This is a genomic window from Sporomusa sphaeroides DSM 2875 (genome assembly GCF_001941975.2).
Lineage (GTDB): Bacteria > Bacillota > Negativicutes > Sporomusales > Sporomusaceae > Sporomusa > Sporomusa sphaeroides.
In genome coordinates this window covers 3,625,884-3,640,453 of record NZ_CP146991.1, presented here as the reverse complement: position 1 = coordinate 3,640,453, position 14,570 = coordinate 3,625,884, and the positions used below count along the sequence as shown (strand labels likewise).

The 14,570-nt window shown below is 49.3% G+C and carries 11 protein-coding genes; 10 read left to right on the top strand and 1 reads right to left on the bottom strand.

All coding sequences use genetic code 11. The features are described 5' to 3' along the window. Positions 1 to 207: 207 nt before the first annotated feature. The 9 genes from SPSPH_RS17065 (at position 208) to gluQRS (ending at position 11,001) form a co-directional block, all read left to right on the top strand. Entirely contained in the window at positions 208 to 834 is a 627-nt protein-coding gene (locus SPSPH_RS17065) for an alpha/beta fold hydrolase (RefSeq protein ID WP_075757048.1), read from the top strand. 180 nt (positions 835 to 1,014) lie between these two features. Continuing rightward, positions 1,015 to 1,887, top strand: coding sequence for an alpha/beta fold hydrolase (locus SPSPH_RS17060; protein ID WP_075757049.1), 873 nt, complete (start codon positions 1,015 to 1,017; stop codon positions 1,885 to 1,887). 601 nt (positions 1,888 to 2,488) lie between these two features. Continuing rightward, positions 2,489 to 3,760 carry a 4Fe-4S binding protein gene (locus SPSPH_RS17055; protein ID WP_075757050.1) on the top strand — a complete coding sequence of 424 codons (1,272 nt, stop codon included), beginning with the start codon at positions 2,489 to 2,491 and terminating at the stop codon, positions 3,758 to 3,760. A gap of 4 nt (positions 3,761 to 3,764) precedes the next feature. Next, the gene (locus SPSPH_RS17050; RefSeq protein WP_075757051.1) at positions 3,765 to 4,658 is read left to right on the top strand and encodes a radical SAM protein; all 894 of its coding nucleotides are present in this window, start codon (positions 3,765 to 3,767) and stop codon (positions 4,656 to 4,658) included. 387 nt (positions 4,659 to 5,045) lie between these two features. Then, positions 5,046 to 7,274, top strand: coding sequence for a formate C-acetyltransferase (pflB, locus tag SPSPH_RS17045; protein WP_075757052.1), 2,229 nt, complete (start codon positions 5,046 to 5,048; stop codon positions 7,272 to 7,274). A gap of 175 nt (positions 7,275 to 7,449) precedes the next feature. Then, positions 7,450 to 8,196: a pyruvate formate-lyase-activating protein gene (gene pflA, locus SPSPH_RS17040; protein ID WP_075757053.1), complete on the top strand. Its 747-nt coding sequence runs from the start codon at positions 7,450 to 7,452 to the stop codon at positions 8,194 to 8,196. Between the two features lie 253 nt (positions 8,197 to 8,449). Beyond that, the gene (gene uraA, locus SPSPH_RS17035) at positions 8,450 to 9,718 is read left to right on the top strand and encodes a uracil permease (protein ID WP_075757054.1); all 1,269 of its coding nucleotides are present in this window, start codon (positions 8,450 to 8,452) and stop codon (positions 9,716 to 9,718) included. A gap of 21 nt (positions 9,719 to 9,739) precedes the next feature. Then, entirely contained in the window at positions 9,740 to 10,063 is a 324-nt protein-coding gene (locus tag SPSPH_RS17030; protein WP_075757055.1) for a cupin domain-containing protein, read from the top strand. Further along, positions 10,063 to 11,001 carry a tRNA glutamyl-Q(34) synthetase GluQRS gene (gene gluQRS / locus SPSPH_RS17025; RefSeq protein WP_075757056.1) on the top strand — a complete coding sequence of 313 codons (939 nt, stop codon included), beginning with the start codon at positions 10,063 to 10,065 and terminating at the stop codon, positions 10,999 to 11,001. Before SPSPH_RS17030 ends, gluQRS begins: the two co-directional genes overlap by 1 nt. Positions 11,002 to 11,113: 112 nt before the next feature. Here the strand turns inward: gluQRS and SPSPH_RS17020 are convergent, their stop codons facing one another. Continuing rightward, positions 11,114 to 11,605, bottom strand: a complete 492-nt coding sequence (locus tag SPSPH_RS17020; protein ID WP_075757245.1) for a CBO0543 family protein — start codon at positions 11,603 to 11,605, stop codon at positions 11,114 to 11,116. Between the two features lie 219 nt (positions 11,606 to 11,824). On the opposite strand from SPSPH_RS17020, the gene SPSPH_RS17015 reads away from it, so the two are divergent. After that, the gene (locus SPSPH_RS17015; protein ID WP_075757057.1) at positions 11,825 to 14,533 is read left to right on the top strand and encodes an ATP-binding protein; all 2,709 of its coding nucleotides are present in this window, start codon (positions 11,825 to 11,827) and stop codon (positions 14,531 to 14,533) included. The last annotated feature ends 37 nt before the right edge of the window (positions 14,534 to 14,570 follow it).

Sequence of the window (14,570 nt, the reverse complement as noted above, 5' to 3'; positions counted from 1 at the left end):
ATTTCCTTTTCATTAAGGAATACGTTAGCAGGACTTGTACCATATTACTATGTGGCGGCATTAAGCCAGGGAGTCGATAGTCGGCTTCCTGGTTTTTATGTTATGATGATTGCTGATAATTTTTACGTTGCGGCGTTAGCCCCTTACATGAATGCCCATTTACTGGTGAACCTAAGTGGGGGACTGTTATAGTGATGGAGGCTTACTATGCGAAGTTTGGTGAATATAGGAAACAAGGATATTGAAGTTATGATTACCGGCGAAGGGCAATGTATATGTATTTTACCTGGGATGGCTTCTTCAATGGATGAGTGGGAGATAGTAGTCAATGGCTTAGCTAAACAAGCAAAAGTCATAGTATTTCATCGGGCAGGGTGTGGTAAAAGCGAACTAGGTGAAGAAAAAAAGAATACGAATTCCACGGTGAATGATCTATATAAACTGCTTGGCAACTTAGATATCCATGATCCTGTCATTTTAGTCGGACACTCATATGGCGGCTTATGTGTGCAGCATTTTGCCATCAGTTATCCTGATTATGTAAGTGCCGCTGTTTTAGTAGAAGCCAACTCCACAGACATGCATCTGCTGAATGACGCCATAGGCAGTAATCAAAATAAACACATGATTGAGATGTGGCGGCTCTGGTCTAAAATGGAACCGGAGCAGATTAAAAGTAAACTTTCTTATCAATCAGTACCTGATCTCACTAATTTTTCTGTCGAGGCCAGAGAGCGAATATTGCAGTTTAAGAGGAAGCAAGGGGACGTTCATTTTGCTTCTTTGATTTTTACTCCCCCATTGAGTATTTCCTTTTCATTAAGAATACGTTAGCAGGACTTGTACCATATTACTATTTGGCGACATTAAGCCAGGGAGTCGATAGTCGGCTTCCTGGTTTTTATGTTATGATGGTTGCTAATAAATTTTCCGTTGTGGTATTAGCCCCTTTACATGAATGCCCATTTACTGGTGAACCTAAGTGTGGGACTGTTGTAGCGATGGAGGCTTATTATGCGAAATTTAGTAAATATAGGAAACAAGAACATTGAAGTTATGCTTACCGGCGAGGGGCAATGTATATGCATTTTACCTGGGATGGCTTCTTCAATGGATGAATGGGAGATAGTAGTCAATGGCTTAGCTAAACAAGCGAAAGTCATAGTATTTCATCGGGCAGGGTGTGGTAAAAGCGAACTAGGCGAAGAAAAAAAGAATACGAATTCCACCGTGAATGATCTATATAAACTGCTTGGCAACTTAGATATCCATGATCCTGTCATTTTAGTTGGACATTCATATGGCGGCTTATGTGTGCAGCATTTTGCCATCAGTCATCCTAATTATGTAAGTGCCGTTATTTTAGTAGAAGCCAACTCCACAGAAATGCATCTGCTGAATGACGCTATAGGCAGTAATCAAAATAAACACATGATTGAGATATGGCGGCTCTGGTCTAAAATGGAACCGGCGCAGATTAACAGTAAACTTTCTTCTCAATCAGTACCTGATCTCACTAATTTTTCTGTCGAGGCCAGAGAGCGAATATTGCAGTTTAAAATCAACCCTAAGATGTATCAGGCAATGGCTGAAGAAATGGAGGAACTGGAGAATTCTGCACAAGCCATTCGAGTGGCAGGTAGTTTTCCTCAGATTCCTTTAACTGTGATAGGAAGAGACCCGGATTATTCATTCCGGTTGCTTACCAAGCAGGGCATGCCGGAGCAGTTGGCTAAAAAGATCGAAGACGTTTGGCAGGAATTAATTACAAAGCAATTGGATTTATCGAAAAATAGCAAATATATTGAAGCGGAACAATCAGGACATGGTGTCCATATAGATAGACCGGATATTATTATCAATGCGGTATTATCCGTGATCTCCTGAGTTTTGCCGGCCAGTACGATGATTAGAAGGCAGGGGAGGGTGGTGCTGTCTTGTTTTTCAATAATCCTTTCCTGAGGACATAAGCACCTTCCCCAGTCCCTCTGTCAATTGGCATTGAGAGGACTCAAAGCGCCTGTAGAAAGATAGTTCAAAAAGAGAAGCAAAATGAACGTCAGGTTGTGCGAAAACTCCAGGTTAGTTGGGAAAATACTGAAAAAGTGGAGAGCATTAGCGATATTCTGCTATTATTTTGTTCCTAAATTCAATGTTAGTGCCTGTTTTAAATATCTAAATGGTGAATGGAAATTATGGGAATTTTGTTTTCGCACACTCTGACGTTCCCTTGCTTCTGTAGATCAATTTAGGGATCAGTGGATAGCAGACAACGCTAAGCTTTCGAAAACTGTAAAAGAAACTGGCATAGTTGATTTGATCTTAAATCAAAAAAAATAGCGTTAGCTTTGCCTTGCTTTAACACCAAGCACGATAATTTCGCCTTACAGCACCGGTTTGCCGGTGCTAATTTCGGGTGGATTTGGTATAATAGCAATACTATGTATGAATTCGGCCAAAGGCATTTGCATGGCGGGAGGACTAAGCTTTGGGGCATATAGTAAATCAGGAACGTGAGTACCGGCTGCTGCAGCAGCGGCTGGACCAAAATATCACCGGCGCACCGTATTCGCCGGTATTTATCCGCATACTCCAGCTGTTATTTTCACCGGCAGAGGCGGCTATCGCCAGAAAAATTCCACTGCGACCGGTCGCAATAGCGGCGCTGGCGCGTAAGACCGGCCTTGAGCCGGAGGACTTGCGGCAAAAGCTGCTCATTATGGCGGAAAAAGGGCTGGTATTTGATTTCGAATATAAAGGCCAGTGTCATGTGGTGCTGGCCCCGGTAGTGATTGGCTTCTTTGAATTTGTCTATATGCGTAGCCGCGATAACCTTGATCTGCGGGAGCTGGCAGAACTGTTTGAAGAATATATGTTCCGGGATGACCGTTTTGCCCGCGACGTTTTCCGGGAGACCACCCAACTGGGGCGTACTCTGGTCAGAGAAGAGGCTTTGGGTGATTACTCGGAAGTGCTTGACTGGGAAAAGGCCAGCCAGGTTATTACAACCGCCGAAACTGTAGGGATATCGCTCTGCGCCTGCCGGCACAAAGCCGGTCATTTGGACAAGGCCTGCGCGGCGCCGCTGCGGACCTGCCTGACTTTTGGCAACAGTGCCCGGATACTGATAAATAAGGGGATGGCTGAAGCGGCAACTGTCGGTGAAGCCATGCAGGTGCTGGAACAGTGCAAGCAGGCGGGCTTAGCACAGATTGCCGATAATGTACAGCACGCGGTGGGGTTTATGTGTAATTGCTGCGGCTGCTGCTGCGGCATGTTCCAGGCTGTCAGGACCTTTAATATCCGGACTGCCATCGTGACCTCCAACTGGGCAGCCCAAATAGACAGCTCACGCTGTACCGGCTGCGGCCTGTGTGTTAAGGCTTGTCCGGTGGAGGCCATTACTGTTGACAGTGCCAGCGGGGCCGAGCGGCCCAGGGCGGTGTGCGAGCCGGAGCTGTGCCTGGGCTGCGGGGTATGCTATACGGCCTGTAAGCTTGGCTGTATCAGTATGGCCAGCCGTGACCGGCGGGTGATGGTGCCGGAAACAACCTTTGACCGCATGGTGACGATGGCCATCGAGCGGGGAAAACTGAGCAATTTTCTGTTCGATGATCCCTCACGGTTAAGTCACCGGGCATTAGGCCGTATTGCTGCAGTTATTGAAAAATCAGCTCCGGTCAAAGCACTGATGGCAGTCAAGCCCATTCGTTCGGCTTTTCTTACCGCCATTGCTGCCGGGGCCAACATAAAGAGGTGATACCTTGTATTTTGATAATGCCGAAGGGCCGGTATTCCGGCCGCCCAGTGAAGCACACAGCTTTATTTTGCGGGTGACTGTCGGTTGCTCGCATAATGCCTGTACGTATTGCAATATGTACAAGTCGGTGCAATTTCGCACCCGGCCAATGAATGAAATTATGGATCAGATTCATGCCGCCAAGCCATATGCCATGCACATCCGGCGGATATTTCTGGCAGATGGCAATGCGCTGGTTTTGGCAACAGACAAGTTATTAGCCATACTTGACGCGCTGGCCCGCACCTTTCCGCGTTTGCAGCGGGTAGCATGCTATGCAGGCCCCAGAGATATGCTGAATAAGACTCCGGCAGAATTGGAGGCTTTGAAAGCTGCCGGGCTTAAGCTGGTTTACTATGGCCTGGAGTCCGGTGATGATGTGGTGTTGAGCAGGGTAAATAAAGGGGTAACGGCGGCCGAATCCATTGAGGCCGGTCAGCGCATTGTGGCTGCCGGCATCAAATTGTCGGTTATGATTATTGCCGGCCTTGGCGGCAAAGAACATTCGGCCCGGCATGCCGCGAATACGGCCCGGGTGGTAAATGCCATCAGGCCCCAGATGCTGAGCGCTTTAACGCTGATGCTGTACCGGGGCAGTGAATTGCTGGAGCAGTTTGAATCCGGCCGGTTTGCGCCGCTGTCGCCGGCTGAAATTATGGGGGAACTCTATGAACTGGTGAGTGGCATTGACTTGCCACCAGCCGAGCATTGCTTGTTTCGCAGCAATCATATTTCCAACCATATTGCCCTGGCAGCCACCTTGCCGAAAGATAAGGACAGGCTGCTTGACGACATTGCCGCAGCCCGGAAGGAACTGGCTGATGTGACTGACTGGGATCCGTATAATAATGTTGAGTGAATCCGGGGCTGCCGCACTGACTATATGAGTGCGGCAGCCCCTTATGTTTGCCCAATATTATATTTACATAATACAAATTATGACTTTGCTGCACTATTAACTGTAAGTTGTGATTTTTATAATATTTGAGAAAATATTTACTTTTTACCAGCTACTGGACAAAGTGTAGACAATGCCGCATAATGTATACAAAGGCAAAATACGTCGATATATGTCGTAAGAAGTAATATCCTATGTTAAGTAATTTTATATGACCGAAGGCAGACCGGGCGGCGCAAAAAAGTGATAGACGGTTTGTAAACGGTGAAGGCCGACCGCCTGGGCATTCATGCTCAGACGGTTTTTATATACCAATTATTAGAATATTTCTAAGAGGAGGACTTACACATGAAAGCATGGGAAGGTTTCCAGGGAAAAGCTTGGCAGGAGAGTATTAATGTCCGTGATTTTATCCAGCAAAACTATGCTCCATACGCAGGTGACAGCCAATTTTTAGCAGGTCCCACCGCCAGAACCACTCAGTTGTGGGAAAAATGCTCTCAACTTTTAAAGCAAGAGCGTGATAATAAAGGTGTTCTCGATATTGATCCTACCCGGGTATCAACCATTACTTCTCATGGCGCAGGTTATGTAGATAAAGACTTAGAAGTTATCGTGGGTTTCCAGACAGATGCTCCGCTGAAGCGCGGAGTTATTGTCAATGGCGGTATCCGCATGGCCGAACAAGCGTGCGAGGCTTATGGCTATAAATTGGATGCAGCCATTAGCGAAACCTACCATAATCATGCTACCACCCATAACGACGGCGTATTCATGACCTATACTGACGAAATGAAGCTGGCCCGCAGCGCCGCCATTATTACCGGTTTGCCTGATGCCTATGGCCGTGGCCGGATTATTGGTGACTATCGCCGGATTGCTTTATATGGCATCAATAAATTGATGGAAGCCAAAAAGCAAGATATGCAGGAATTGGCGAAAAAGCCGATGCTGTCAGACGTGATCCGCCTGCGCGAAGAAGTGGCCCGCCAGATTGGGGCCCTCAAGGAAATGATTACTTTGGGCGAAATCTATGGACTGGATATTTCCCGTCCGGCTGAAACGGCGGCAGAAGCGGTGCAGTGGCTGTATTTCGGCTATCTGGCCGCCATTAAGGAACAAAATGGCGCAGCCATGTCTTTAGGCCGGGTGTCCACTTTCCTTGACATCTATCTTGAGCGTGACTTAGCGAAAGGGTTAATTACCGAAGAACAAGCCCAGGAGCTTATCGACCAGCTGGTGATAAAACTCAGGCTGGCACGCCAGTTGAGAACTCCGGAATACAATGAACTGTTTGCCGGTGACCCGCTGTGGGTAACCGAAGCAATTGGCGGGGTTGGTCTTGACGGCCGTCCGCTGGTTACCAGAACATCTTTCCGCGTACTGCATACCCTGTATAACCTTGGCCCGGCGCCTGAACCCAATCTGACGGTGCTCTGGTCAACGGCGCTGCCGGAAAATTTCAAGAAATTCAGCGCCCAGGTATCTATTGATACCAGTGCTATTCAATACGAAAACGACGATGTCATGCGTCCCGAGTATGGGGATGATTACGCCATCGCCTGCTGCGTATCAGCCATGCGGGTCGGCGAGCAAATGCAGTTTTTCGGTGCCCGGGTCAATTTGGCCAAAGCGCTGCTCATGGCTATCAACGGCGGGCGCGATGAAGTCAGCGGCAAACAGGTAGCTCCGGTTATACCTGTTCCGGCCGGGGAATATCTGGATTACGAAACCGTTCGGCAAAACTACTCGGTGGTTATGGACTGGCTGGCCGGTCTGTATGTTAATACTATGAACCTTATTCACTACATGCATGATAAATATGCGTATGAAAGAGCGCAAATGGCCTTGCACAATACGGAAGTCGGCCGTCTCATGGCTTTTGGAATTGCCGGCCTGTCGGTTGTGGCCGATTCCTTAAGCGCAATAAAGCATGCTAAAGTTAAGCCTATCCGCGACGAACGCGGCATTGCCACCGACTTTGAAATCATCGGTGAGGCTCCTTGCTATGGCAATGATGACGAACGGGTTGACCTGATGGCCAAGGAAGTGACTGCCGAATTCTCCGCCAATCTGAAAAAGCATCCCACTTACCGTGACGCCGAACACACCTTATCGGTGCTGACAATTACCTCAAACGTTATGTATGGCAAAAAGACCGGTTCAACCCCGGACGGACGCAGAGCCGGTGAAGCCTTTGCCCCGGGAGCTAACCCCATGCATGGCCGTGACCGCCGCGGTGCGCTGGCTGCCTGCAACTCGGTAACCCAGCTTAGCTATGAAGATTGCCGGGACGGCATTTCCTACACCTTTTCCATTGTGCCGGCAGCACTGGGCAAATGCCCCGATTCGCGGGTCAACAACCTGACCGCAGTCCTTGACGGTTATTCGGAAAGCAATGGTCATCATATCAATGTTAATGTGCTTGACCGGGCTGTGCTGGAAGACGCCATGCTGCATCCGGAGAAATACCCGCAGTTGACCATTCGTGTCTCAGGCTATGCCGTTAACTTCATTAAATTGACTCCTGCCCAGCAGCGGGAGGTCATCAGCCGCACCTTCTATGAAGCCGTTTAGAAACCAGAATAAATAGAATGCGATTGCCATGTCAGCTCCCGCCCTACAATACCGGGAGACGAGATTGCCACGCTGCGCCCGCAATGACCGGAGTACCTTTCACGGCCAGCGGCATTGCGGGCGAAATGCAGTGGAGTATGGCAATCTCATTACATCGTACTAGGAGGGGAACAGTATGACACAGCAATATGGCTACTATCACTCTATCGAAACCTTTGGCACAGTTGACGGCCGGGGCATTCGCTATGTACTATTCCTGGGCGGTTGCTCTTTGGGCTGCAAATTTTGCCACAACCCTGATACCTGGGTGCGTGGCGATAAAACCATTACCGTGGAAGCGGTAATGGCCGATATAAAAAAATACCGCCGGTATTATGAAGCTTCCGGCGGCGGCATCACCCTTTCCGGTGGTGAGCCGCTGCTGCAGCCGGACTTTGCCGCAGCCGTATTTAAACGCTGCCGGGAACAGAAAGTGCATACTACACTGGATACGGCCGGCAATTACCCTGCCGGACATCTGGACAAGGTGCTACCCTACACGGATGCGGTATTGTTCAGTATTAAAGCCGTTGACCCGGTAAAACACCATTGGCTGACAGGTGCCGACAATACCCGGATACTGGCTAATCTGCAAAAAGTCTCAGCCGTCATGCCTGTTACTGTTCGCTATGTCGTCATTCCCGGGATAACCAACAGCCGGGAAGACATCCATGCTTTGGCCGGACTGATAAAAACACTGCCAGGACAGGCGGTTGTGGAACTATTGCCTTACCATACTTTTGGCCGCAAAAAGTGGGCCGAGCTTGGCAAACCCTATCTTCTGGAAGGTGTTCCTGATGCTGTCCCGCAGGATGTGGCCAGAGTACAGGCCTTGCTGAAAGAACAGGATATCGATGTTCTTTACGAAACTATGGCCGGTTAATATACTAACAAGGAGTCAATGCCCCAACCGGGGCGCTGCCTCCTTTTTTCTTGGCCTGACAGGACCCGGCATTTGCATAATCACAGGCAATGTATGGCAGGTTAATAATAACCGCCAGGTGTTAGCAACAGCTGCATGTAAATAAAGGCAATGAGAATAACTTGACAATATCCGGCAGGAGTATTAAAATTTTATGAAAACTTTGCCAAAAGATAGTATAATAAAGCAGGACTAATTTTGAGGAGGAAATTTCGTGAGACGTACAATTCAGGTGGAAGAAAAGCTGCCGCTGCTGGAGACTTTGCCGCTAAGTCTGCAGCATTTGTTTGCCATGTTTGGCGCAACCGTACTTGTTCCTATGTTATTTAAGGTTAACCCGGCCACCATTCTGTTATGGAATGGTATCGGCACTCTGCTCTATATTTTTATTACTAAAGGGAAAATCCCAGCCTATCTTGGCTCCAGCTTTGCTTTCATTTCACCGGTATTTCTCGTATTACCCCAGTTTGGCTATGGCGCGGCTTTGGGCGGTTTTATTGCAACCGGTCTGGTTTTTACACTGGTGGCACTGAGCATTCGCGTTGTCGGGACAAAGTGGATTGATGTCGTCTTTCCGCCTGCCGCCATGGGGGCCATTGTTGCTATCATTGGCCTGGAGCTGGCCCCGGTGGCTGCCGATATGGCCGGCCTGACGGCCAAAGTGCCTGATGCCAAGGCCATAACGGTTTCGTTGTTTACCTTAGCGGTCACCGTACTGGGGTCGATTTTATTCCGCGGCTTTCTTGCCGTTATTCCGATCCTCATTGGTATTGTTGCCGGCTATATCCTGGCGCTGGTGCTGGGGCTGGTTGATCTCACGCCCATCGGCACCACACCCTGGTTTGCTTTGCCGACCTTCTATGCGCCTGAATTTAACCTGCAGGCTATGGCCATTATTGTGCCGGCGGCACTTGTAGTTATTGCCGAACACATCGGCCATCTGGTAGTTACCAGCAATATTGTCGGCCGTGATCTGGCGGCTTCTCCCGGCCTGCACCGTTCGCTGCTCGGTAACGGCCTGTCCACCATGCTGTCAGGTTTCTTTGGTTCCACCCCGAACACCACTTATGGTGAAAATATCGGCGTTATGGCCATATCCAAGGTATACAGTGTATGGGTAATCGGCTTTGCCGCCGTTTTTGCCATTGTCTTATCCTTTGTCGGCAAGCTGGCAGCCGTGATTCAGAGCATTCCCACCCCGGTCATGGGCGGTGTATCCCTGCTGCTGTTTGGTGTTATTGCCGCTTCCGGTATCCGGATTTTGGTTGATGCCAAAGTCGACTATAATCAATCCCGCAATCTGATCTTAACAGCCGTTGTCCTCATCATTGGCATCAGCGGCGCGTCGCTGACCCTGGCTTCAGTCACCCTGAAAGGAATGGCGCTGGCAACCGTTGTCGCCATTGCTATCAGCCTGACCTACAAGGTGTTTGATAAACTGGGACTGACCAATGATATGGGTGAAAAACAACAAAATCAGTGAACTTCAGGGAGGGATTTGCCGATGATCGTCAGAGATAAGGATAAACCGTTTGTCGAACCGCTTGCCGGTGTGGAGCGGAAAACGCTGGCAGTGGGAGAAAAAGGCTTATTAACCAAGTTTGTGCTTGCTGCCGGCGCAGAGCTACAGCCCCATAGTCATCCGCATGAGCAGATTGGTTACCTGATAACCGGTGAAATCGTCATGACTATCGGGCAACAGGAGCACCGGCTATGTTCTGGTGACAGCTGGGCCATTCCCGGCGGAGCGGAACATAGTGTCAACGTGCTGCAAACGGCGGAGCTTATCGAGGTCTTTGTACCTGTCAGAGAGGATTTTCTTGACTGATGCGGGGGCGGTTTGCTCCCAGTCCGACAGGTGAAATACATCTGGGGAATGTCTGGACAGCGCTGCTGGCCTGGCTGCAGGTACGCAGCGCCGGTGGAACCATGGTGCTGCGAATCGAAGACCTTGATCCTGACAGGTCGCGGCCGGCCTATGCGGACAAGCTGATGGCAGATATGAAGTGGCTGGGGCTTGACTGGGACGAAGGGCCGGATGTTGGCGGCCGGTATGGGCCTTACAGCCAAAACGAGCGGCGTGCTCTTTACCAGGTTGCGCTTGACCGTCTGGCTGCCGCCGGTCTTGTCTATCCCTGCTATTGCACACGGGCTGAATTAGCTGCCTCGGCGCCGCATGCCGGTGACCAGGAACGGCTTTATCCCGGAACCTGCCGGCACAGCCCGGTGCCGGCCGACCGCCGGTCGGCCCGGCGGCCGGCGCTCCGGCTGGCAGTGCCTGATGGTGAAATTGCTTTTACCGATTTGCATGCCGGGTATGTTTGCCAGGAGCTTGCCCGGGAAGTGGGTGACTTTGTTGTGCGGCGTTCCGATGGTGTGCATGCCTATCAATTAGCCGTTGTCATTGATGACGCTGCCATGGAGATTACCCATGTGCTGCGGGGGCATGATTTATTAGGCTCCACTCCGCGCCAGTTATTGCTGTACCGGCTGCTGGGCTGCCAGGCGCCGGTGTTTACCCATGTGCCGCTCTTGGTGGATGCAGAGGGCTACCGCCTGTCCAAGCGGCAGCAGGCCTTGTCTGTTGCCGCTCTCAGAGCGCATGGCATTACGCCGGAAACCATTATCGGCTATTTAGCCTGGAAAGCAAATTTGATTGATATTTTCCAGCCGGTTAAAGCGGCCGAGTTGACGGGTTGCTTTGACATTGCGAAACTGCCTGGTGAGGCAGTGATTGTTGAAAGCTATGAACTTTGGCAGGTATGATTGAAAATCCAGGCGTAACATATAAAGAAACAGCATGAGCTTGTCTCATAGCTGTTTTTTGTTTAACAGGATGTATATGTTTTGCGCACCTTGGTAAAGGAATTGACACAGGTCAAGTTTTTTTTTGATCATAGCCGTGGTAAAACCACTTAACATATGTGCGTGACAGGCAGAAGGTAAGAAAGAGGGTGATCCAGGTCCAGTACCAGGTCCAGTAGATATAATGGATGAGCAGGGTGTATTTCTCCAGCAGTACTTCCAGTATCGTGATGCCGCTACAATACGCGGCGGTGTACAAAAAAGTGGTTACATAGCCTTGATTTTCCGGGAAATGCAGATTGTACAGCACGCAAATAGACGGGTAAACAAAAAATTCGAAAGTAAAGCTGGTATTAGTGGCGTGCTCAAATTCATGAATAGGATAGGAAAGCAGTCCCCACTCGACTACCATCAGGCCAAACAACCAGGTTATTGCCTGCTTACAGAAAAAAGCTATCTGCGCTTTACGTAAGCTGTGCCTGTCTTTGGGAACCCAGCGCCAGAGGGCCAGTGCCATAGCAAGCCAGGAAATGCCAAGAATGATATGTTCCAGTGAAATTTCCATAGATAAGCCCTTTTTAAAAAAAATGTACAATTAGCTTATCCAGGGTACCGCATTTTATCCGTGACAGCTCCTGCCGCTAAGGCCTGTTTATTCAGTCAAAAATTGTTTTATTAGAAGTAGGATTTAGAAGTTTGTTGTAAAAATATTGAATTTTTAGAAGGAAACAACAGTATATTGTAGAATGACTAAACGGTTAGATGTAATTGGAGGTTTAGAGTCATGGGTTTTAAGAGTAAATTGTATTTGGCGTTTGGTTCTATCGTAGCGATACTGGTGATGTTTCTGGGAATAGCCATGTTTTTGATTTATCAGCTTGATACCAATGTGAATGAGGTTATGAGAAACAGGTATGAAAAAGTCAGGCTAACCACCGGCATTTTGCAAGAGGTCCGGTTGATTGAAAGTGAGCTTAAAACTCTTATTATGGCTGCCGAGTACAGCCAAACAGAACTTGCACTGCAGCGAATTGCCGAACATCAGGAAGAATTGCAAGCGGCTTATGAGACCTATATAAAGCTGGCGAATAACTCCCAGGTGGCAGGGCTTTTACCAAGGCTTAAGGCCACTCAGGATAACTATAGACAATTAACCATGGATATTATTATTTTGACCAAGTCCGGCCGCCAGGTGGAAGCAGCCAGTCTTTTGGCATTTGACGGACAGCGGATTATTGGTCAGGCGATAGGCGTGGCCAAAGAAATTCAGATTACCGAGGAAGGAAGCCTGGCTAAGCTTTTAGAACAATCGGCATTCACCAGCAACTTGGCGCAAATCCTGCTGGCCGTCTGCATTATCACCTGTCTGCTGGCCGGGGGAACCATTGCCATCCAGGTTGTCGGCAGTATTACCTATGACCTTAGACGGCTGGCGAAAGTAATCGGCAGTGTGCAGGCGGCTGACAGTGAAAGCTTTCCCCGCATTGCAGCTTCCACCCGGGATGAGATCGGTTGCATCGCCGTTGCTTTTAATGAGATGGCAGCGGCCTTGGAGCGGCATCGTAAACAGGAAAAAGAGTTTATTCAGGCGATGGAACAGCAAAATTGGCTGAAGTCGCAGCTGGCTGAAATGTCGACAATGCTGCAGGGGGTCAATGACCGGACGACGCTGGGCAGGGCCTTTATCGCCAAACTTGTGCCAACTGTGGGAGCAAGCTATGGAGTATTTTATCTCGTGGAAAGTGAAAATGATAACCAGGTATTAAGCAAAATCGCCAGTTATGCCGATACCGGCGATTCTCTGGGGCTTGATAAAATTCGAATGGGTGAAGGCATTACCGGGCAGTGTGCCCTGCAAAACCAGCCGGTGATTCTGGAACAGGTGCCTAACGAGTATATAAAAATTGCTTCAGGACTAGGCAGCTCTAAGCCCGATTATGTGGCTGTTTTTCCGTCTGCCGTGGAAGACAAGGTATTGGCGGTTGTTGAACTGGCCGGTTTTGGCCGGTTAACGGAAACTCATACTGAATACCTGAAACAAGTCATGAATAATGTGGCCATCAGCTTTATGCGGGTGATAAGCAAGGGGCAGACCGACCAACTGCTCGCCGAATCGCAGGCGTTTGCCGAAGAGCTGCAGCATCGGTCGGCCGAATTGCAGCAGCAGCAGGAAGAACTGCGCATTATTAACGAGCGCCTGGAGGAACAATACAAACACTCAGAGGAAAAAACCCGGGCATTGGAACACGCCAAAGCAGTCCTGGAAGCGCAGGCGCAGCAGTTGGATGTTACTGCCAAATATAAGTCCGAATTTTTGGCAAATATGTCGCATGAGCTTAGAACCCCGCTGAACAGTCTGCTGCTATTGGCTCAAATGCTGTCAGCCAACCAGGAAGGAAATCTGACGTCCAAACAGTTGGAGTATGCCCATGCCATTCACTCGGCCGGCAATGACCTGCTGCTGTTAATTAACGACATCCTGGATTTGTCTAAATTAAAGTCAGGTAAACTCAGCATCAACCCGGAACCGGTGAGTATAGTCAACTTCACCGCAAAATTGGTAAAGCAGTTTAAGCCGGTAGCTGAGAATGCGGGACTGGCATTTAATTTTGACATTGCGCAGGATGTACCGGCCACAATCTACACAGATTCCCTACGGTTGCAGCAAATTATGAAAAATTTGCTGTCAAACGCGTTTAAGTTTACCGAAAAGGGATGGGTTAATTTCCAGATAAAAAGGGCCCTCAATCGGGAATGGCTTATGTTTGTAGTAAGCGATTCCGGTATTGGGATTTCCGCCGAAAAACAGGCCGTGATTTTTGAAGCCTTTCGTCAGGCAGACGGTACAACCAGCCGTAAATACGGCGGTACCGGGCTGGGCTTATCCATCAGCCGGGAGCTGTCCCTGCTCCTGGGCGGCTACATTAATCTGGACAGCCGGGAAGGCTATGGCAGCTCTTTTGCTTTGTATCTGCCCATTGAGGGCAGTGTTATCATCGACGCGGTCGAGAGCGTAAAGGCCCAAGCGGCGGCAGGTAAGCCTGAGCAGACTGTCCTGACGCTACAAGGCGGGTCTGATTTGCTGTCGCCGCAGCCAGTGAATGGCAGTGAAACTGCCTTTCGTGGACTGAAAGTGCTGATTGTGGATAATGACATGCGCAATGTGTATGCACTGGTTGCCGCTATGGAAGCCAGGGGCATTGCCGCCCTGTTTGCCCAAAATAGCCGGGAGGGCCTGGAATGCCTGAAAGCTAACCCTGATATAAAACTCGTGATTATGGATACCATTATGCCTGACGCGAATGGCTCTGAGGCCATTCAGGCAATTCGTGAATTACCCGATCTTCAGGCTTTGCCGATTATTGTGCTTACCGCTAAAACTGCGCAGCAGGACAAGGACAGCTATCCGGACGATGAAGCACTGGATTATATCAGTAAACCGGTACAGCTCGATAAATTGTTTTCACTGATGCGCCTCAGGCTGCAGCCGTGAATCATCAATGATCGACTACGATCCCGGGTTTTGCAAT